This is a genomic window from Halobellus inordinatus, assembly GCF_024464655.1.
Taxonomy (GTDB): domain Archaea; phylum Halobacteriota; class Halobacteria; order Halobacteriales; family Haloferacaceae; genus Haloquadratum; species Haloquadratum inordinatus.
Genome location: NZ_JANHAV010000006.1, coordinates 123,899 through 142,213, shown reverse-complemented (window position 1 = coordinate 142,213; position 18,315 = coordinate 123,899). Strand labels below are relative to the sequence as shown.

At 66.7% G+C, this 18,315-nt stretch carries 16 protein-coding genes; 9 read left to right on the top strand and 7 right to left on the bottom strand.

Annotated elements, in window-relative coordinates:
- Positions 1–62: 62 nt before the first annotated feature.
- Positions 63–3,194: an isoleucine--tRNA ligase gene (ileS, locus tag NO347_RS12215; protein WP_256289849.1), complete on the top strand. Its 3,132-nt coding sequence runs from the start codon at positions 63–65 to the stop codon at positions 3,192–3,194.
- Between the two features lie 63 nt (positions 3,195–3,257).
- Here the strand turns inward: ileS and NO347_RS12210 are convergent, their stop codons facing one another.
- The 3 genes from NO347_RS12210 to glpA are packed head-to-tail and all read right to left on the bottom strand — an operon-like array spanning position 3,258 to position 7,626.
- Entirely contained in the window at positions 3,258–4,574 is a 1,317-nt protein-coding gene (locus NO347_RS12210; protein WP_256289848.1) for an anaerobic glycerol-3-phosphate dehydrogenase subunit C, read from the bottom strand.
- A gap of 24 nt (positions 4,575–4,598) precedes the next feature.
- On the bottom strand, positions 4,599–5,858 hold the full coding sequence (gene glpB / locus NO347_RS12205) for a glycerol-3-phosphate dehydrogenase subunit GlpB (protein ID WP_256289847.1): 1,260 nt from the start codon (positions 5,856–5,858) through the stop codon (positions 4,599–4,601).
- Positions 5,845–7,626 carry an anaerobic glycerol-3-phosphate dehydrogenase subunit GlpA gene (gene glpA, locus NO347_RS12200; protein ID WP_256289846.1) on the bottom strand — a complete coding sequence of 594 codons (1,782 nt, stop codon included), beginning with the start codon at positions 7,624–7,626 and terminating at the stop codon, positions 5,845–5,847. Before glpA ends, glpB begins: the two co-directional genes overlap by 14 nt.
- Positions 7,627–7,743: 117 nt before the next feature.
- Here glpA and NO347_RS12195 point away from each other — a divergent pair, with 117 nt between their 5' ends.
- Positions 7,744–8,424 carry a phosphoglycolate phosphatase gene (locus NO347_RS12195; RefSeq protein ID WP_256289845.1) on the top strand — a complete coding sequence of 227 codons (681 nt, stop codon included), beginning with the start codon at positions 7,744–7,746 and terminating at the stop codon, positions 8,422–8,424.
- Positions 8,425–8,445: 21 nt separating this feature from the next.
- Here NO347_RS12195 and NO347_RS12190 read toward each other — a convergent pair whose 3' ends face one another.
- Positions 8,446–8,655, bottom strand: coding sequence for an HEWD family protein (locus tag NO347_RS12190; protein ID WP_121570394.1), 210 nt, complete (start codon positions 8,653–8,655; stop codon positions 8,446–8,448).
- A 153-nt stretch (positions 8,656–8,808) separates the two neighbouring features.
- Here NO347_RS12190 and NO347_RS12185 point away from each other — a divergent pair, with 153 nt between their 5' ends.
- Together NO347_RS12185 and NO347_RS12180 are read left to right on the top strand one after the other, a co-directional pair.
- The gene (locus NO347_RS12185; RefSeq protein ID WP_256289844.1) at positions 8,809–9,363 is read left to right on the top strand and encodes a class I SAM-dependent methyltransferase; all 555 of its coding nucleotides are present in this window, start codon (positions 8,809–8,811) and stop codon (positions 9,361–9,363) included.
- Positions 9,364–9,473: 110 nt separating this feature from the next.
- Complete coding sequence (locus NO347_RS12180) at positions 9,474–9,623, top strand: rubrerythrin-like domain-containing protein (RefSeq protein WP_121570392.1); 150 nt, start codon at positions 9,474–9,476, stop codon at positions 9,621–9,623.
- Between the two features lie 277 nt (positions 9,624–9,900).
- On the opposite strand, the gene NO347_RS12175 is transcribed toward NO347_RS12180, so the two are convergent.
- Positions 9,901–10,812: a DUF368 domain-containing protein gene (locus tag NO347_RS12175; RefSeq protein ID WP_256289958.1), complete on the bottom strand. Its 912-nt coding sequence runs from the start codon at positions 10,810–10,812 to the stop codon at positions 9,901–9,903.
- 270 nt (positions 10,813–11,082) lie between these two features.
- Here NO347_RS12175 and aglM point away from each other — a divergent pair, with 270 nt between their 5' ends.
- Together aglM and NO347_RS12165 are read left to right on the top strand one after the other, a co-directional pair.
- Positions 11,083–12,375: a UDP-glucose 6-dehydrogenase AglM gene (aglM, locus tag NO347_RS12170; RefSeq protein ID WP_256289843.1), complete on the top strand. Its 1,293-nt coding sequence runs from the start codon at positions 11,083–11,085 to the stop codon at positions 12,373–12,375.
- Positions 12,376–12,621: 246 nt separating this feature from the next.
- Positions 12,622–13,797 (top strand): redox-regulated ATPase YchF, encoded by a 1,176-nt coding sequence (locus NO347_RS12165; protein ID WP_256289842.1) that lies wholly within the window; start codon positions 12,622–12,624, stop codon positions 13,795–13,797.
- Between the two features lie 100 nt (positions 13,798–13,897).
- Here the strand turns inward: NO347_RS12165 and NO347_RS12160 are convergent, their stop codons facing one another.
- Positions 13,898–15,019 carry a pyridoxal phosphate-dependent aminotransferase gene (locus tag NO347_RS12160; RefSeq protein ID WP_256289841.1) on the bottom strand — a complete coding sequence of 374 codons (1,122 nt, stop codon included), beginning with the start codon at positions 15,017–15,019 and terminating at the stop codon, positions 13,898–13,900.
- A gap of 254 nt (positions 15,020–15,273) precedes the next feature.
- Between NO347_RS12160 and NO347_RS12155 the strand changes: the two genes are divergently transcribed.
- The 3 genes from NO347_RS12155 to NO347_RS12145 are packed head-to-tail and all read left to right on the top strand — an operon-like array spanning position 15,274 to position 18,001.
- Positions 15,274–16,344 carry an ABC transporter substrate-binding protein gene (locus NO347_RS12155; RefSeq protein ID WP_256289840.1) on the top strand — a complete coding sequence of 357 codons (1,071 nt, stop codon included), beginning with the start codon at positions 15,274–15,276 and terminating at the stop codon, positions 16,342–16,344.
- On the top strand, positions 16,341–17,225 hold the full coding sequence (locus NO347_RS12150; protein WP_256289839.1) for an ABC transporter permease: 885 nt from the start codon (positions 16,341–16,343) through the stop codon (positions 17,223–17,225). The genes NO347_RS12155 and NO347_RS12150 overlap by 4 nt, the downstream gene beginning before the upstream one ends.
- Positions 17,222–18,001 carry an ABC transporter ATP-binding protein gene (locus tag NO347_RS12145; RefSeq protein WP_256289957.1) on the top strand — a complete coding sequence of 260 codons (780 nt, stop codon included), beginning with the start codon at positions 17,222–17,224 and terminating at the stop codon, positions 17,999–18,001. The genes NO347_RS12150 and NO347_RS12145 overlap by 4 nt, the downstream gene beginning before the upstream one ends.
- A 43-nt stretch (positions 18,002–18,044) precedes the next feature.
- Here the strand turns inward: NO347_RS12145 and NO347_RS12140 are convergent, their stop codons facing one another.
- The gene (locus NO347_RS12140) at positions 18,045–18,242 is read right to left on the bottom strand and encodes a hypothetical protein (RefSeq protein WP_256289838.1); all 198 of its coding nucleotides are present in this window, start codon (positions 18,240–18,242) and stop codon (positions 18,045–18,047) included.
- Between the last annotated feature and the right edge of the window lie 73 nt (positions 18,243–18,315).

The following is an 18,315-nucleotide window of genomic DNA, read 5'->3' as shown; positions in this document are numbered from 1 at the left end:
GAGGACGGACCGTACGCCGCGGTTCCACGGATTTCATATACATTCGCTGGTACTCCCTCTGTATGGACGAAGTCGACGACCAGTACACGCCCGCGGAGGTCGAATCCGCGGTCGGGGAGTACTGGGACGACACCGACGCTTACGAGGCGACGAAGGAGGCCCACGCCGACGACCCCGCCTTCTTTTTCGTCGACGGCCCGCCGTACACCTCCGGCCAGATGCACCTCGGCACGGCCTGGAACAAGACGCTGAAGGACGCCATCATCCGTTACAAGCGGATGACCGGCCACCGCGTCACCGACCGCCCGGGCTACGATATGCACGGGCTCCCGATCGAGGTGAAAGTCGAGGAAGAACTCGGCTTCGAGACCAAACGCGACATCGAGGAGTACGGCATCGAGTCGTTCATCGAGGAGTGCAAGGACTTCGCCGAGCGGAACCGCGCGGCGATGGACGAGGACTTCCAGTCGATCGGCGTCTGGATGGACTGGGACGACCCCTACGAGACCATCTCGCCCGAGTATATGGAAGCCGCCTGGTGGGCGTTCCAGCAGGTCGACGAACGCGGCCTCGTCGAGCAGGGCAAGCGCTCGGTCAACTACTGTCCGCGGTGTCAGACCGCCATCGCGGCCAACGAGGTCGAGTACGACGAGATCACCTCCCCGTCGATCTACGTGAAGTTCCCGCTGCAGGATCGAGAAGGGAGCCTCGTCATCTGGACGACGACGCCGTGGACCATCCCGGCGAACACCTTCGTCGCCGTCGACGGCGAGATGACCTACCAGGCCGTCCGCGCCGAGAAGGACGGCGAGGAGGAAGTCCTCTACGTCGCGGAACCCTGCGTCGAGGACGTCCTGAAGCAGGGTCGCTACGAGGACTACGAGGTCGTCGACGAGTACGAGGGCGAGGATCTGGTCGGCTGGACTTACGACAACCCCCTCGAGTCGCACCTGAACAAGTACGCCGACTTCGAGGGCGCAGGCCAGGTCTACACGGCCGACTACGTCGAAGCCGACCGCACGGGCCTCGTCCACTCCGCGCCCGGACACGGGCAGGAGGACTTCGCTCGCGGGCAGGAACTCGGCCTCGACGTGTACGTCCCCGTCGACGGTCGCGGCGAGTTCACCGAGCAGGCCGGCGACTACGCCGGCACCTTCGTCCGCGACGCCAACGACCAAATCGTCGACGACCTCGAAGAGTCGGGCGCGCTGCTCGCCTCGGGCACGCACGACCACCGGTACGGTCACTGCTGGCGGTGTGACACGGACATCATCTTCCTCGCGACCGACCAGTGGTTCATCACCGTCACCGACATCAAAGACGAACTGCTCGAGAACATCGACGACTCCGAGTGGTACCCGCAGTGGGCGCGCGACAACCGCTTCCGCGACTTCGTCGCCGACGCGCCGGACTGGAACATCTCCCGGCAGCGCTACTGGGGTATTCCACTCCCGATCTGGCAGGCCGACGACGGCGAGTGGATCGTCGTGGGCACGCGCGAGGAGCTCGCCGAGCGCGCGGACCAGGACATCGACCCCGACGAGATCGACCTCCATCGGCCGTCGGTCGATCCGCTGACGATCACCGAGGACGGGAAGACCTACGAGCGCGTGCCGGACGTCTTCGACGTCTGGATCGACTCCTCGGTCGCGACGTGGGGAACCATCGACTATCCGAGCGAGACCGAGGCCTACGAGGAACTGTGGCCCGCCGACTTCATCGTCGAGGCCCACGACCAGACCCGCGGGTGGTTCTGGTCCCAGCTCGGAATGGGCACCGCCGCGGTCGGCGAAGCGCCCTACGAGCAGGTGATGATGCACGGCTTCGTCAACGACGAGGACGGCCGCAAGATGTCGAAGTCGCTGGGCAACATCGTCACGCCCGAGGAGGCGATCGAACGCGCCGGCCGCGACCCGCTGCGGGCGTACCTCCTCAGTCACGACCAGCAGGGCGTCGATCTCTCCTTCGAGTGGAACGGATTAGGTGAAATGCAGTCGACGCTCAACATCTTCTGGAACGTCTTCCGTTTCCCGCTGCCGTATATGGACCTCGACGGCTACGACCCCGCCGAGGCCGACCTCGACGACGGCGACCTCACCGTCGTCGACGAGTGGGTGCTCTCGCGCCTGCAGTCCGTCGAAGCCGAGGCCGCCGAGGCCTGGGAGAACTTCGAGGTCAGCGACGCGCTCAACGCGGTGCTCGACTTCCTGACCGAGGACGTCTCGCGCTTCTACGTGAAGGCGATCCGCGAGCGGATGTGGGAGGAAGAAGACTCCGCCTCCAAGCGCGGCGCGTACGCCACGCTCGCGACCGTCCTCGACGAGACGATCCGCCTCCTCGCGCCCTTCACGCCGTATCTGGCAGAGCAGATGTACCAGCACCTCGACGGCGAGGCGACGAGCGTCCACGCGCTGTCGTACCCGACCGCCGACGAGACGCTGCGCGACCCCGAACTCGAACGGCAGATGGCGGTCCTCCGCGACGTCGAGGAGGCGGCCGCGAACGCGCGCCAGCAGGGCGGCCGAAAGCTCCGCTGGCCCGTCCAGCGGGTCGTCGTCGCCACCGAGGACGACGCCGTCGCCGACGCCGTCGAATCGCTCTCAGACCTCCTCGCCGAACGCGTCAACGCTCGATCGATCGACGTCGTCTCGGAGTTCGACGAACTCGTCGAGCGCGCTGATCCCCAGATGGGCGTCATCGGACCGGCGTTCGGCGCAGACGCCCAGAAGGTGATGGAAGCCGTGCAGGGCAAGACGCGCGCCGAGGTCGAAGCCGGCGTCGAGGTCGACGGCGAGACCTACGACCTCACCGACGAGATGGTCGAGTACGAGGCCGAACCGCCGGCGCACATCTCAGGAGTCGCGTTCGACGACGGCACCGTCTACGTCGACACCGAACTCACCGACGAGATCGAGGCCGAGGGCTACGCTCGCGACGTCGTCCGGCGGATTCAGGAGATGCGCAAGCAGCTCGAACTGGACGTCGACGCCGAGATCGACACGTACGTCGACGTCGCCGACGACCGCATCGCCGAGTTCGTCGACCGCCACCGCGACGTGGTCGCCGAGGAGACGCGGACCCGGGAGTTCGTCGACGGCGAGGAACTGGCGGCCGACGGCGACTGGGCGCTCGTCGAGGAGTGGGACGTCGAAGGTGTGACCGTCACGATCGGCGTCGAACCGGTCGGCGCGTAACAGACGAGCGAAACGGGAGCGGTCGCGTGAGGCGAGACGCGTTCGCGCCCCGCACGCGACCCCTCAACAGAGCGCTTCTTCGAGCAGTTGCAGCGGGTGTTTGATGTCGTAGCCCGTGCCGTGTTCCATCTGCATCGAACACGTCGGACACTCGGTCATCCCCACCTCTCCCGTCGCATCGCGCATATGTTCGAACATCTCCTCGCCGATCTTCATCGACGTCTCGTACTTCTCTTCCTTCCAGCCGTAGGTGCCAGAGATCCCAGAGCAGGAGTCGCCGACGTCCTCGATCAGGACGCCGTCGAGATCGCGGAACAGTTCGACCGCCTGGCGGTCGAGGCCCTGATTGCGCGCGTGACACGGCGCGTGGTACGCGAGCGCCTGGTCGTCGACACTCGCGTCGTCGAGTGCGCCCCGTACGTCCTCGTGAATCCGGAGGTATTCGAGCGCCTCGTAGGTGTTTGCCGCGACTTCCTCGATGCCCGATAGCTCGAACAGTTCGGGATACTCCTGCCGCAGCGACATCGAACACGACGTACAGGAGGCGACAACGTCGTAGCCCGCTTCGAGGAGGTCCGAAAACTCGCCGACGTTCACTCCGGCGGCGCGTTCGGCGTCGTCGAGCATCCCGTTGGCGAACATCGGCGTGCCGGAGCAGCGCTGGCGCGGGACGACGACCTCGTAGCCGAACGACTCGAAGACGCGAACGAGCGCCTTCGCCACTTCCGGGGTGTTGTAGTTCGAGTAACAGCCGTGGAAGTACGCGATGCGCTTGTCCTCGTTTTCGACGTTCGCGCCGCCGCGCTCGTGCCACCACTCGCGGAAGGTTTGGGACGCGAACGCTGGGAAGTCGCGTTCGGAGGGGATGCCGAGGACTTTCTCGTTGATCTTCTGGACGAGGGAGTTGCCCATCACGAGGTTGGTGAGCCGCGGCACCTTGCTTCCGAGTCGCGCGAGGGTGCCGTAGTTCGCGAGGATGCGGTTCCGGACGTACTCCCGCGAGAGTTTGTCCATCTGTTCGTCGACGTACTCCCCGCGAGCGGTGTTGTGCATCTGTGAGAGCGGCACGCCCGACGGGCAGGCGTCGTCACAGCGCATACAGTTCGAACAGGACATAATCGAGTCGTCGATCTCGCCGCCGTCCTTCCGCTTGAGCCGCCACTGTTCTGGCCCCTGAAACTTCGGGCCGGGGAAGTCGTCGTCGACTTCGGCGACGGGACAGGCGGTGTCGCAGACCGAGCACTTGTAGCAGTTGTCCGCGCCCGGGCGGAGGTCCATCGTCTCGTCGCCGTCGAAGACCGAGACCGGATCGAAGTCCGTTTCGTGTTCTCGTGTCGGGTCGGTTGGCTCTGTCGTGGCTGGGGATTCTGCGTCACTCATACTATCTGCGCTCCGTGTCGCTCATCACGTCGCCTCCTCGCCCGCCCGTCGGCCGGCGTACGCGCCCGTCGCGAGCGAGACGCCGGCCGCGGACTTCTCGCGGGCGACGTCCGCGCCACCGAGGACGCCACCGGCGGCTCGGAGGTTCTCGAAATGCGGTTCCGCCGCGTCGTCCGTCGGCCGGAGATCGTCGTCGGGGACGACGCCGAAGCGCGCGAAGGCGTGGTCGCCGAACGCGTCGTCTTCGGACCAGGCGTATCGGTCCGACGGGTGCGGGACGTGACAGTCGAAGATCGGTTCCGTGACCGACTCGCGATCCGAGTCGATACCCTTGCCGACGAGGCCGCCGGTGGCCAAGACGACCTCCGCGGCGTGGTACGGGACCGCTTGGCCGCGGCGGTCGACGGTGACGGATTCGAGTCGACCGTCGGCCGCCTCGTAGCCGACGGCGGGGTTTCCGGCGGAGATTCGAACGCCCGCGTCGTCGAGCGCGTCGAACAGGAGTTCTTCGAGTTGCAGCCCGAGCAGGCTCGGCGGCCCCGTCGGGATCTCGAAGACGGCCGCGCCGAGCCGATCCGCCAGTTCGTCGCGGACGGCCGCGGCGTGGTCGTCCCCGAGCATCGCCGGGAACCCGACTCGATCGTAGTCGAGGTCGGTCTCAGCGGCGTCGATCGCATCGGTGAGACGCTTCCGAACGCGGTCCTCGTCGGCGTCAAGTGCCTTCGCGAGGCGGGTCGTCCGCGCGTCGTCGCGGAACTCGATCGGGAATCGGACGGTCACGCCGTCGATCTCGAAGGGCACGCCGGTCGCCGCGAGATGGTCCGCGGCCACTGGCGCGTCGAAGTCGGTCAGCCCTGCAAAGCCGACGAGAAGCGTGTCCGCGGCCGCGCTCGCGAGGCCGGGTGCGACCGACTCCGGGTAGCGCGCAGTCGGCTTGATCGTCCCGCCGTGGGTGAGCACGAGGGCGTTGCGGTCGGTGTGACCGCCCGCGTAGACGTCGCCCGCGACGTCGTCGAAGAACCGCAGTCCATCGTGAATCGACTCCGCGCCCACGACCCGGTAGGGGTGGTCGTCGGGGAGGCGCTCGATGGCTTCGAAGGGGTCCGCGATGGGGCCGTCGCCGCCGACGGCACCGAGCACGTCGATGAGGCCGCTAGCCTGTCGCAGCGTGCTCTTCTTGTGCGAGAGGAGACGGACCTCCGCACCGGTTTCCGCGGCCGCGAGCGCCGCCGTCGTGCCCGCGATGCCGCCGCCGACGACGAGAACGTCCTCACGAATCGGCATCGGCTGCTCCTTCGCCCGCGTTGGTTTCGTCCGTGATGCCACCGTCGGCGACGGCGTCCTCCGACTGCTGGCCGTCCCCGGCCGCCGCCCCGCCGTCCGGGCCGGCGTCGAACGCCGTGAAGTCGACCCGGTCGTCCGTCTTTGCCGGGTCGCCGTCGCGGTTCATCGTCGTCGCGTGCAGCAGGTGTTTCAGCATCGCCTGTGAGAGCTGTTCACCCCACAGCGCGTGGCGTTCACCCTTCCAGCGCTCCTGATAGAGGTCGTCGAGCGCTTTCCGGGCGACGGACTCGTCGTACTCCGGCGACAGTTCGTTCGCCATCCGATGACAGCAGAACGCCCCCTGGCAGTTCCCCATCGACGCGCGGGTGCGGAGCCGCACGGCGTTGAGCTCGGATCCGGCGTCGTCGATGGCGTCGTTGATCTCCGCGCGCGTGACGGCCTCGCACTCACACACCGTGGGGTTGGGGCCGTCCCACTCGCCGAGCACTTCGTCCGTCCGCGACCCGAGCCGCTGGGCGCTCCGCTTTCCGATCGGCGATCGGAGGCCGAACTCGTCCATCCACTCCCGGAGGACAGAGAAGTCCTCAGACCCCGGAAGCGGCTCTTCGGCCGTGTGACACTCGGCGTCGACGCCGAGTTTCTCGCAGACGTGGTCGGAAATCTGCTCGGCCATCATCCGGTACGTCGTGAGTTTCCCGCCGACGATGGAGGCCATCCCGGGCAGCCCATCGCGCTCGTCGTGATCGAGCAGGAAGAAATCCCGCGTGATGTCTGTCGGGTCCTCGCTGCCGACCTCGGGCGGTTCATAGAGCGGGCGGACGCCCCAGAACGAGCGGATCGTCCGCGCCTCGTCGAGGATCGGCACGAGTTCAGAGAGCGTGTCGATCATCAGATCCACTTCCCACCCCTCCTCGGGGTAGTCCTCGGGGTCTTCGACCTCCTCGTCGGTCGTTCCGAGGATACACGTCGTCTCGTGCGGAACGACGATGTCGGCGTCGCCTTTCGGTCGACAGCGGTTGATGACCGTGTCGACCTGCCGGACGTTCATAATGGTCATCACGCCTTTGGAGGGGCGGACCGCGACTTCGACGCCGGCCATCTCGCCGATCTGCCCGGCCCACGCGCCCGTGGCGTTGACGACGTAGTCGGCGTACAGTTTCTCGGTTTCGCCCGGATGGCCGTGGACGTACTTGCCGGACCCGGCGGCGTGTTCGACTTCCACGCCGACGACTTCGCCGTCCTCGACGAGTACGTCGGTCACTTCGCTGTGGGTTTCGACGCGTGCACCGTGTTCGACAGCGTCGGCGGCGTTGGCGACGCAGAGTCGGAACGGGTCGATCGCTCCGTCGGGGACGCGGATCGCGCGCTCGATGTCCTCAGCCAGATACGGCTCGATCTCGCGGGCTTCCGCCGCGGAGAGCACTTCGGCTGGAATCCCGCACTCGCGACAGCCGTCGAGCTTCTGCTCGAAGTACTCGTCGGCGTCTTCGGGGCGCTGGACGAACAGGCCACCAGTCATCTCGACGCAGTGGCTCGCGATCCGGCGCAAGACGCGATTTTCCTGGATGCACTCCTCCGCAGACGCCTGATCGGAGACGGCGTAGCGGCCGCCGCTGTGGAGCAGGCCGTGCATCCGCCCGGTCGTCCCGTGGGTTAGATTCCCCTTCTCGACGAGCGTGACGTCGACGCCGCGCATCGCGAGGTCGCGCGCGATGCCGCAACCCGTCGACCCCCCGCCGATCACGAGGACGCGAGATCTTTTACTCATTTCACAGTTCTATCTTGGTGGGCATCTACTTTAGGGTAGTGTCTGAGCGTTCCCACGTGCGTCGACTGGCACCGAACGAGCGGTGCTCATTTTGCTCGTCGCCCCCAAACCGCGGTAATGACTACCGATACGCCGCCACTGGCTCTCGACATCGACGGGACGCTCACGGACAGCGCAGGAAGTCTCGATCCGCGCGTCTTCGAGTACCTCCCGGTATGGGACGCGCCTGTCGTCCTCGCGACGGGGAAGGCGTTCCCCTACCCGGTAAGCCTCTGTCACTACCTCGGCCTCGATCTGACCGTGATCGCCGAGAACGGCGGCGTCGTCCTCGCGGACAACGCGGTCTCATACCAGGGCGATCGGGAGCGCGCACAGGCCGCCGCCACCGAGTTCGTCGAGCGCGGTGGCGACCTCGGCTGGGGTGCGTTCGACGCCGTCAACGAGTGGCGTCGAACGGAGATCGCGATAGACCTCTCGGCCGACGAGGAACTCCTCCGGGAGACAGCCGCGGCGTTCGATCTCGAAGTCGTCGACACCGGCTACGCCTACCACCTCAAGACGCCGGGCGTCGAGAAGGGAACGGGGCTGAAGGCCGTCGCGGAGACGCTCGGCCGCGATCCGACCGAGTTCGTCGCCATCGGCGACAGCGAAAACGACGTCTCGACGTTCGAAGTCGCCGGCCGGTCGTACGCCGTCGCGAACGCCGACGAGGCCGCGAAAAACGCGGCGGACGTCGTCGTCGAGGAATCGTACTTCGACGGCACGGCGTCGATTCTCGGATCGCTCGCGTCGACGTGATGACGACCGTGAATCGAGGGCTCAGGCTTCCGCAGCGCTGGATTCGTCCTCGAACGGCACGAACCTCCCGTTGATGTCCCACTCGTGGATACAGTAGGGACTACCGATGGCCTGCGGATTGCCGTCGTCGTCGACGGCGAGACGCCACGAACCGACGTCGTCGTCCCAGATCTCCGTACGGCCGCAGCGCTCACACGTTCGTTCGGTCGGGGTTACGAGTGTCAGTGACATATCCCTGGGTCTGCGCGCGACCCTGTTAATCTTGTCTGCTACGGCAGCGTGGGGGCGTTCCGGATCCGGTGCGGTAGTCCCTACAAGTTACTGCGATATCGAAGCATCTGCCGGCGAACACACCTTTAGGTCCGCTCCACGTCTGTATCAGATATGGGATTCCACACGTTCGACGCCGAACGGGCGGAGGCACTGGAAAGACCGGACCGCTATCGGTTCTGTTCGCGCGAGGAACTTCTCGCCGCACTCGACCCCTCACCGGGCGATGTCGTCGCGGACGTCGGCAGCGGAACGGGCTTTTTCACCGACGAGATCGCCCCGTTCGTCGAGAAGGTCTACGCCATCGACGTGCAACCGGAGATGCACGATCACTATCAGGAGAAGGGCGCGCCCGACAACGTCGAATTCGTCACGGCCGAAGCGTCCTCGATTCCGCTCGACGACGACGAACTCGACGCCGCGTTTTCGACGATGACGTTCCACGAGTTCGCCAGCGACGAGGCGCTGGAAGAACTCGCACGCGTGATTCGCCCGGGCGGTCGCGTGATCACCCTCGACTGGTCGAAGACGGGCGCAGGCGAAGATGGCCCACCGGTGAGCGAACGCTTCGGTCTCGCCGACGCCGTCGAGTACTTCGAGAGTTCCGGCTTCCGAACCGTCGATGCCACGTCGAGAATTGAAACATTCCTCCACTCGGCGAAGAAATAGCGCCCAGACAGTTCACGTCTGTCCGATATATTATTTGATTATAACTCTATAGAAGTCATTCTTGCCATATCAGGACAACAGTTATCTGTGCGTGTGATTCTGTACCAGGTATGGTGATATACAACGGACGCGTCGACCCATACCACCCCGACAAGAGTCGATACGAGTGCCGAGCGTGTGGTTCTCGCGTCGATAGCGGCGGTGTCTGTGAGAAGTGTGGGAGCAAATCGCTGGTGAACATCGCGGTCCCACGGGAGTGATCGACTGGACAGGACCCTGACGACGGCGACACCGAACGGTTGGTGTCACGTGTTTGGTCGAGCGACACCACACGCCATCGGCTCGCCGTTTCTCCCATAGTCGAGTGGTAACCTCCCCCCGACCGCGCGGACGCCCCGAGGTGGCCGGATCGAATCGGGCTCGCGTATCCGCGATCGACCGCCGACGCGGTCGGGGATCCTGTGTCTTGCTGTCGTCAGTCACGATCCGGCCCCACTTTCGTTCGCTCTTCGTGGTCTCTCCGAGCGTCGGCTGCGGTCAGATACCGCCGTCGATGTCGGCGATGCCAGTGTAGTGCTCCAAGAGCACCACGAGAACCGCGCCGACCACTGCCGCCGCCACGAACGCCGCGACCGCGGTCGGTGTCCAGGTGCGGCCGAGTTCGGTTAGCTGCTCGCCCGTGCGGACGACCGGCGCACGGAGCGCGCCGACGATCAGCGCGACGAGGAACGCGAGCGTCGCAGTTCGGGCGCGGTTCAAGGCCCATCGAACGGCGTGTGCGACGGTGAACAGGCCGACGAACGCACCCGCGATGAAGGCGACGACGACGACGCCGTGCTCTCGCAGCGGCGCGAGAGGCCCGCCGGTCACTGTCGCGAGCAGCGCGTCGACGAACGCCGAGAGCGTCCCCGTCATGTACTCGTACTGTCCGAGGATGACGAGCAACAGCGACCCCGAGATGCCCGGGAGGATCATCGCGCTGACTGCGATCGCGCCGGCGAGGACGGTCACGGGGAGTCCATCACCGAGCGTCGCGGCCGCTCGCCCGGAGACGACGAACGCGAAGACGAACCCGGCGACGGCGGCCGCCGCACGGGCCGGTGTGTCGACGGCGACCTCGGAGAAGAGCACCCACGCGGAGGCGGCGATCAGACCGAAGAAGAACCCGAAGGTGAGTACGGGCACCGTTTCGATTCCGGTGTGGACGATGCGGGTGACGGTCACGATCGCAGTGGCGATTCCGGCGCCGAGTACGAGCAAGAATCCGGCGTCGACCGCGCGGAGAGCGTCGACGGCGTCGGTGCGATAGCCGGGGAGGATCCCGAGGAGGACGGCACGGATCCGCGCGAGCGAGACAGCGGTAATCGCAGCGATCAGCCGCTCGTAGATGCCGGTCACGAGTGCAATCGTCCCGCCGGAGACACCTGGGACGGCGTCCGCAGCCCCCATACAGACGCCTTTCAGGTAGACGACGAGCCAAGACGACGTCGCGACCTGGTGTGACGTCTCTGCGGGACTCCGAGACGTCTCGGTACCTCCGCGTGACGTCCCCACATCGGACGTTTCGCTCGCCGCGCGCGACCCGTCTCGCTCTTTCGACATAGCGCATCCTTCGGTGGCCCCCTACTCCGGGCTTTCGCTTCGGCCCGTAGGCGGCGCGGAGCGTGATCGCGACCGTAGACGCGAAAATTGAAACCGACGGCCGCTGTCCCCACAGATATGCGAATCAGCATCGTCGGCAGCGGCTACGTCGGGACGACGATCGCGGCGTGTTTCGCCGAGGTCGGTCACGACGTGGTCAACGTCGACATCGACGAGGAGATCGTCGCGTCGCTCAACGACGGCGACGCCCCGATTCACGAGCCGGGGCTCGACGACCTCGTCGCCGCACACGCCGGCGACGGCCTGCGCGCGACGACCGACTACGCGGCTGTCCGCGACACCGACGTGACCTTTCTCGCGCTCCCGACGCCCTCCGAGGAAGATGGCCACATCGACCTCTCGATTATGGAGGCCGGCGCGCGCTCGCTCGGCGCGGCCCTCGCCGAGAAGGACGACCACCACGTCGTGGTCACCAAGAGCACGGTCGTGCCGACGACCACCGAAGAGGTGATCGCGCCGATCCTCGTCGAGGAGTCGGGGAAGACGCTCGGTGACGATCTCGACATCGGGATGAATCCCGAGTTCCTGCGCGAGGGCAGCGCTGTCGAGGACTTCCTCTCGCCCGACAAGGTCGTCCTTGGCTCGGAGACCGACCGCGCAGCGGAGACGCTCCGCGGCGTGTTCGACCCGCTCGTCGCGCAGGCCGGCGACCCGCCAGTCGTCGAGACGGGCGTCGCCGAGGCGGAGATGATCAAGTACGCCAACAACGGCTTTCTGGCGGCGAAGATCTCCCTGGCGAACGACATCGCGAACATCTGTAAGGAGTACGGCATCGACTCCGAGGAGGTGCTCTCGGCGATCGGCCTCGATCACCGGATCGGCGCGGCGTTCCTTGGCGCGGGCGTCGGCTGGGGTGGGAGTTGCTTCCCCAAAGACGTCGCAGCGATCATCGCCGCCGCTCGCGACGTCGGATACGACCCGGCGATGCTCGAAGCCGCCGTGGAAGTGAACGATCGCCAGCCCGTTCGATTGCTCGATCTCCTCGGAAACCACGTCGATCCCGACGGCGCGCGCGTAGCGGTGCTGGGTCTCGCGTTCAAACCCGGCACCGACGACATTCGGAATTCGAGAGCGATCCCGCTGGTCGACGCACTACTGGATGCGAACGCCGAGGTCGTCGGCTACGATCCCGTCGCGACCGAGAACTTCCGAGAGCGCTACCCCGAGATCGAGTACGCCGGGTCGCCGGCGGACGCGCTCGACGGAGCAGACGCGGCGCTCGTCGTCACCGACTGGCCCGAGTTCGCCGACCTCGACGAGGCGTTCGACGCGATGGCGACGCCAGTCGTCGTCGACGGTCGTCGGATCATTACGCGCCGCGACGGCATCGTCTACGAGTCGCTGGTGTAGGCGGTTGCTGGTGTAAAGTGGCGAACAGTCGGCACCCGCGTTATCGCTCTGTGCTCGCGTCGACGTGCCGAACGACCGCTGCCCGACGCGAGGCGAAGGTCAGATCACGGCGGGGGTGGCCCCGGCATCGAATTTAAACCCTCGCGGCGGGCGGTGTCGCAGGAACGTCGCCGCTCGCGGTGATGGAGCGGGGAACGCGACCCGACGGACGGAAACCTACTTGCCGTCGTCGCCCGTCTCGTCGATATGCTCTCGCTAGCGCTCGCTGGCAAGCCCAACGCGGGCAAGTCTACTTTCTATCGGGCGGCGACGATGGCCGACGTCGACGTCGGCAACTACCCGTTCACGACGATCGATCCAAACCGTGGCGTGACCCACGCTCGGACGCGCTGTCCCTGTCTCGACCGCGAGGAGCGCTGTGGCAACTGCGAAGACGGCGTCCGCTACGTCCCCGTGGAACTGCTCGACGTCGCCGGACTCGTCCCCGGGGCGCACGAGGGGCGCGGCCTCGGCAATCAGTTCCTCGACGCCCTGACCGACGCCGACGCCATCCTGGCCGTCCTCGACGCGGCCGGCGGCACCGACGCCGAGGGCGAACCGGTCGAGATCGGGACGTACGACCCCGTCGAGGAAGCCGACTTCGTCGAGGCCGAACTCGAACAGTGGCTCGCGGGGATCATCGAACGCAACTGGGAGACTGTGGTCCGCAAGTCCCGATCGCCGGACTTCGACATCGACGAGGCGCTTACGGAGATGCTGACGGGGTTCGGCGCGACCGAGTACGACGTGGCCGCGTCGCTGCGGGCGCTCGAGTACCCTGACGACCCACAGCAGTGGACCGACGAGGACCGCGAGCGACTCGCACGCGACGTCCGCGAGCGGACGAAGCCGATCGTCCTCGTCGCCAACAAGGCCGACGTCGCGCCGCCAGAGAACGTCGTACGCCTCCGCGAGGAGGACAAGCCCGTAATCCCATCGACCGCCGACGGCGAGCTCGCGCTCCGGACGGCCGCGGAGTCGGGGGTGGTCAGCTATCATCCCGGCGACGACGACTTCCGGGTCGTCGGCGACGTCTCCGACGCCCAACGAGAGGGCCTCGAAACGATCCGCGAGGTGATGTCCGAACACGGCGGCACCGGCGTCCAGCAGGCGATCAACACCGCCGTCTACGACGTCCTCGATATGGTGACCGCCTACCCCGTCGAAAACGAGACGAAGTGGACCGACGGGACCGGCGAGACGCTCCCCGACGCGTTCTTGCTCCCCCGCGGGTCGACGCCGAAGGACCTCGCGTACGCGGTTCACACCGACATCGGCGAGGGCTACCTGCACGCGGTCGACGCGCGCTCGAAGCGCCGAATCGCCGAGGACTACGAGCTCGAAGAGGGCGACGTCATAAAGATCGTCAGCACGGCGTCGTAGCTGTCCGAAGGCGTCGAAGTATTGCGTTTTTGTGCCAGTAGGAAAACGATTCACAGAGTGCACGGCCCAGGCGGCGCGCTCGGCCTTTTTGATCCAGATTTTAGACGACGGCGTCGTAGGCCTCGGCCATCACGTCGAGCGCCTCGCGCAGGTCGTCCTCGTCGGTCGCATACGAGAGTCGCGCGTAGCCGCGGCCGTGCTCGCCGAACGCCTCGCCGGGCACGACGATGACGTCGCGGTCGAGACACGCCTCGACGAAGCCCTCGGGCACCTCGGGCATACAGTAGAACGCGCCGCCGGGCGTCGGGACGTCGAGACCGATGTCGGTGAGGCCGTCGACGACGAGATCGCGTCGCCGTCGGAACGACTCGGTCATCTCGTCGACCTGCTCCTGGGGTCCGGTGAGGGCCGCTTCGGCGGCGAACTGCGACGGTGCGGCGGCACAGGCCTGCGCGTACTGGTGAACTCGGAGCATCCGTTCGATCCGGTCGGACGAAGCGGTGACCCAGCCGAGCCGCCAGCCGGTCATCGAGTAGAGCTTCGAGGCCGAGTTGACGACGACGACGTTGTCGCTCTCGGCGAACTCGATGGGCGAGCGGAACTCGCCGTCGAAGACGGTGTACTCGTAGACCTCGTCAGAGATGCAGAGCACGTCGTGCTCGTCGGCGATGCGGGCGAACTCGCGGACGTCTTCGGGCGGCGAGACCGCACCGGTCGGGTTGCCGGGGCTGTTGACGACGAACGCGACGGTATCCTCGGTGATGGCGTCCTCGACGGCCGCGGGGTCGAGCGTCAGGTCGTCGCGCAGCGGCACGGGGACGGGTGTGCCGCCGGTGAGTCGGGTGAGCGCGTCGTAGGAGACGAAGCCCGGGTCCGGAATGAGGACTTCGTCGCCGGCGTCGACGTGGGCCTCCAGGGCGATGTGGAGCGCCTCCGACCCGCCGGCGGTGGCGATCACGTCGCTGGGGTCGACGTCGACGCCCTGATCGCGCGCGTGCTTGTCGGCCATGGCCTCGCGGAGCGAGCGCATCCCCTTGTTCTCGGTGTAGCCGTCGGCCTCGCCGTTTCGGATGGCTTCGGCGGCCGCCTCGCGGGCGTGCTCCGGCGCGGAGAAGTCCGGCTGTCCTAATCCGAGGTTGATCGCGTCTTCGCTCGCGGCCTCGAACACCTCGCGGATTCCACTGATCGATACCTGCTCGACTCGGTCCGAAAAGTGAGTCATACTCTCTGGCGCGTCGGCCACCGGGTTAGGTCTTGCTTCCTCGGCCGGGAGTTCCACTCAATCGGGAACGGCCCTTGCCTGTTACCGGCAGAATAATCTGGTATCTCGGACGCCATCCGTTTCGCTCTGCCGTCACGGACGAGGCGGCTGCGACGACCGAATCCGCCGAAATCGGTCTTTCCGAGCGTCGAGCGTGGGTGCGAGGTTCGCCGCGTACACGCTTCAATTATACGTAGGGCGCTAGGAACAGATAGATGACGACCGATCCGACGAACGAGCGATCGACGGTCTCGCGACGGCGCTTCCTGCAGACGACCGCTGCCGCTTCGGCGGCGGGACTCGCGAGTGTCGCCGGGTGTGCGGGCGGGACCGGCGGCGGAAGCGGCCTCGACGAAATCCGCGTCGCGTATATGCCGATCTACCCCGATATGCAGTACTTCGTGATGCGCGAGGAGGGGTACACCGACGAACTGTCTGCGACAGTCTCCGGTGAGGTGTTCTCCGACGGGCCGAGCATCGTTCAGGCGTCCGCCACTGGCGACTTCGACGTGATGATGTTCGGCGTCGTGCCGGCGATGATCGTGATGGACAAGGGCATCCCCGCGAAGATCACCGCCGCGAACATCCAGAACGCGATGCAGATCCTGGCGCACGACGACTTCGCAGCCACCTGGGAGGCTGCTGACTCGGGCGCTGAGGCCTTCGCACGCTTCGAGGAAGAGCAGGGGCGAAAGTTCACCTTCGGGACGTTCCCCCCGGGCTCGGTTCCGGACATCCTGCTCCGTTACTGGCTCGCGGAGGTCGTCGGTGTCGATCCCGAGAACGACGTGAACATCACGGCCCTCGGCGGCGCGGGACCGGTCCGACAGGCGCTTCTCGCCGGCGAGATCGACGGCACCTCGATTATGGAGCCGGTGCCGACGGTCGCCGAGATCCGGGATGCGCCGTATCAGTCGATCGCGTGGGCGGGCGACTTTATGCCCGGCCAGCCCGCGGCGGTCACGCTGATGCACGACCGCCTCCGCGAGGACAACCCCGAGCAGGCGGCGGCGTTCGTCGAGCAGCACCAGCGTGCGACGACGTTCGCCACGGAGAACCCCGACGCGGCCGCCCAGCACGCCAGCACCGTCATCGGCGAGTCGTCGCTGCCGGTCGAAACCGCGCGGCAGGCGATGGACTCGCGCGCCTCCGACTTCGTCACGGACCCGCACAAGATCGCAGAGGGCGCGCAGATCTTCTCGGAGTACGCCGCCGAACTCGGAAAGACCAGCGAGACGCTCTCGAACGACCAACTGTTCGACTTCGGGGTGTACGACTCCCTATGAGCCTCGAAACGGGAACCGGCGCGGCGTCGGACCCGGCTGCGGCCCCAGAGGAGGCCGCCGAGGCGGACTCGCTCGGTGATCTCTCGGAGTTCGACGTGTCGAGCCTCGCCTACGGCGCGGTCGGGACGACCGTCTTCCTCGCGCTCTGGCAGGCGGCCGCGCTCGCTGTGGGGCGAACGTATCTGCTCCCCTCGCCGATCGAGGTCGCGACCGCGTTCGTCGTCGAACTGACTGCTCCGACGACGTTCACGGTCCCGTTCGTCGGCGCGTCGCTGCCGGCGACGCGACTCACCGCGAATCTGCTCCAGAGCCTGTTGCACTATCTCCCCGGCCTCGTCGTCGGGAGCGTCCTCGGCATCGCGCTCGGCGTCGGAATGGGCTGGAGCGGCCGACTCGACGACGCGCTCACGCCCGTCACGCGGTTCCTGCGACCGATCCCGCCGCTGGCGTGGATCGTCTTCGCCATCGTCTGGATCGGTATCGGCCACGGCGGCGCGGCGTTCATCGTCGGCATCGGCGCGTTCTGGATCAACTTCTACAACGCCTACGCGGGCGTCGAGGGCGTCTCGACGCACCTCCGGGAGGTCGCCGCGAGCCTCGGCGTCGACGACGATCTGACGATGATCCGCAAGGTGGTCCTGCCCGCCGCGACGCCGTCGATCGCGACCGGCATTCGGACGAGTATCGGGCAGTGCTGGATGATCGTCGTCGCCGCCGAACTGTTCGGCGCGCCGGGCGTCGGGTTCCAGATCATCAACGCGGCGCAGAACCTCGCGACCGACGTGAGCGTGGCGTATATGGCCGTCATCAGCCTGGTGTTCCTCGTGAGCGACGGGGCGTTCCGCCGGGTCGAACGGAGGGTGTTGGCGTGGCGGGACTGAGCGAGCCATCCGCGTCGGAACCGCGTTCCGACGACGCGAAAGTCGTCGTCGACGGGGTAGGGAAGGTCTACGAGTCCGAGCGCCAGCGCGTCCGGGCGCTCTCGGGCGTGGACTTCACCGTCGACGACGGGGAGTTCGTCTGCCTGGTCGGCCCCTCGGGCTGTGGGAAGACGACGCTCTTTCGGACGATCGCCGGCCTCGAAGCGGCCACGGACGGCGAAATCAGACTCGACGGCGACCCCGTCACCGGGCCGGGAACTGACCGCGGGATGGTCTTCCAGGAGTACGGGCTGTTCCCGTGGCGGACCGTCCGCGAGAACGTTGCGTTCGGCCTCGAAGAGCAGGGTGTTCCCGAACCCGAACGGAGCAGCCGCGTCGGGGAGATGCTCGGGCTCGTCGGCCTCGCGGAGTTCGCCGACGCCTACCCGAAGGAACTCTCCGGCGGGATGAAACAGCGCGTCGGCATCGCCCGCGCGCTCGCGGTCGACCCCGAGATCCTGCTCGCCGACGAGCCGTTCGGCAGCGTCGACGCCCAGACCCGCGATATGCTCCACGAGGAACTGCTGCGGATCTGGTCGGAGACCGAGAAGACGGTGCTGTTCGTGACGCACGATGTCGAGGAGGCGGTGAAGCTCTCGGATCGCGTGGTCGTGATGGCCGCCGATCCGGGTCGAGTGAGCGAGATTGTCGACGTCGATCTCGACCGCCCGCGCGAACGGACCGAGCCCGCGTTCGCGGACTACGTCGACCGGATTCGGACGCTGATCGGGGAGTGAGAGGCGGTACGCGGCCGATCGGCTATTGCTTTTCGCCGAGCGGCTATTGATTTTCGTGCGCGTCGCGGAGCTCCTCGACGTGCGTCATCACGACCGAGAGCGTCGCGTCGGCGTCGACGTAGCCACGGTCGTAGTCTTCGTGCGCCGAGTCGACGTCGCGGAGGAACTGCGCGACCGTCTCCTCGAGCGGTTCGGCCTGTTCTGTTTCGTTTTCCTCGACATCGCTGGAGTCGTCGGTCATACCGGGTTCTCTCGCGTCGACGGTGAAAAGCGCGCCGTCCCGGTGCGGACGGACCGGCCGCGGCTGTCTCGGA

Excerpts from the sequence above, each read along its gene's own strand:
- ileS (WP_256289849.1), top strand. The coding sequence starts at position 63 with ATGGACGAAGTCGACGACCAGTACACGCCCGCGGAGGTCGAATCCGCG.
- NO347_RS12210 (WP_256289848.1), bottom strand. The coding sequence starts at position 4,574 with ATGAGTGACGCAGAATCCCCAGCCACGACAGAGCCAACCGACCCGACA.
- glpB (WP_256289847.1), bottom strand. The coding sequence starts at position 5,858 with ATGCCGATTCGTGAGGACGTTCTCGTCGTCGGCGGCGGCATCGCGGGC.
- glpA (WP_256289846.1), bottom strand. The coding sequence starts at position 7,626 with ATGAGTAAAAGATCTCGCGTCCTCGTGATCGGCGGGGGGTCGACGGGT.
- NO347_RS12195 (WP_256289845.1), top strand. The coding sequence starts at position 7,744 with ATGACTACCGATACGCCGCCACTGGCTCTCGACATCGACGGGACGCTC.
- NO347_RS12190 (WP_121570394.1), bottom strand. The coding sequence starts at position 8,655 with ATGTCACTGACACTCGTAACCCCGACCGAACGAACGTGTGAGCGCTGC.
- NO347_RS12185 (WP_256289844.1), top strand. The coding sequence starts at position 8,809 with ATGGGATTCCACACGTTCGACGCCGAACGGGCGGAGGCACTGGAAAGA.
- NO347_RS12180 (WP_121570392.1), top strand. The coding sequence starts at position 9,474 with ATGGTGATATACAACGGACGCGTCGACCCATACCACCCCGACAAGAGT.
- NO347_RS12175 (WP_256289958.1), bottom strand. The coding sequence starts at position 10,812 with ATGGGGGCTGCGGACGCCGTCCCAGGTGTCTCCGGCGGGACGATTGCA.
- aglM (WP_256289843.1), top strand. The coding sequence starts at position 11,083 with ATGCGAATCAGCATCGTCGGCAGCGGCTACGTCGGGACGACGATCGCG.
- NO347_RS12165 (WP_256289842.1), top strand. The coding sequence starts at position 12,622 with ATGCTCTCGCTAGCGCTCGCTGGCAAGCCCAACGCGGGCAAGTCTACT.
- NO347_RS12160 (WP_256289841.1), bottom strand. The coding sequence starts at position 15,019 with ATGACTCACTTTTCGGACCGAGTCGAGCAGGTATCGATCAGTGGAATC.
- NO347_RS12155 (WP_256289840.1), top strand. The coding sequence starts at position 15,274 with ATGACGACCGATCCGACGAACGAGCGATCGACGGTCTCGCGACGGCGC.
- NO347_RS12150 (WP_256289839.1), top strand. The coding sequence starts at position 16,341 with ATGAGCCTCGAAACGGGAACCGGCGCGGCGTCGGACCCGGCTGCGGCC.
- NO347_RS12140 (WP_256289838.1), bottom strand. The coding sequence starts at position 18,242 with ATGACCGACGACTCCAGCGATGTCGAGGAAAACGAAACAGAACAGGCC.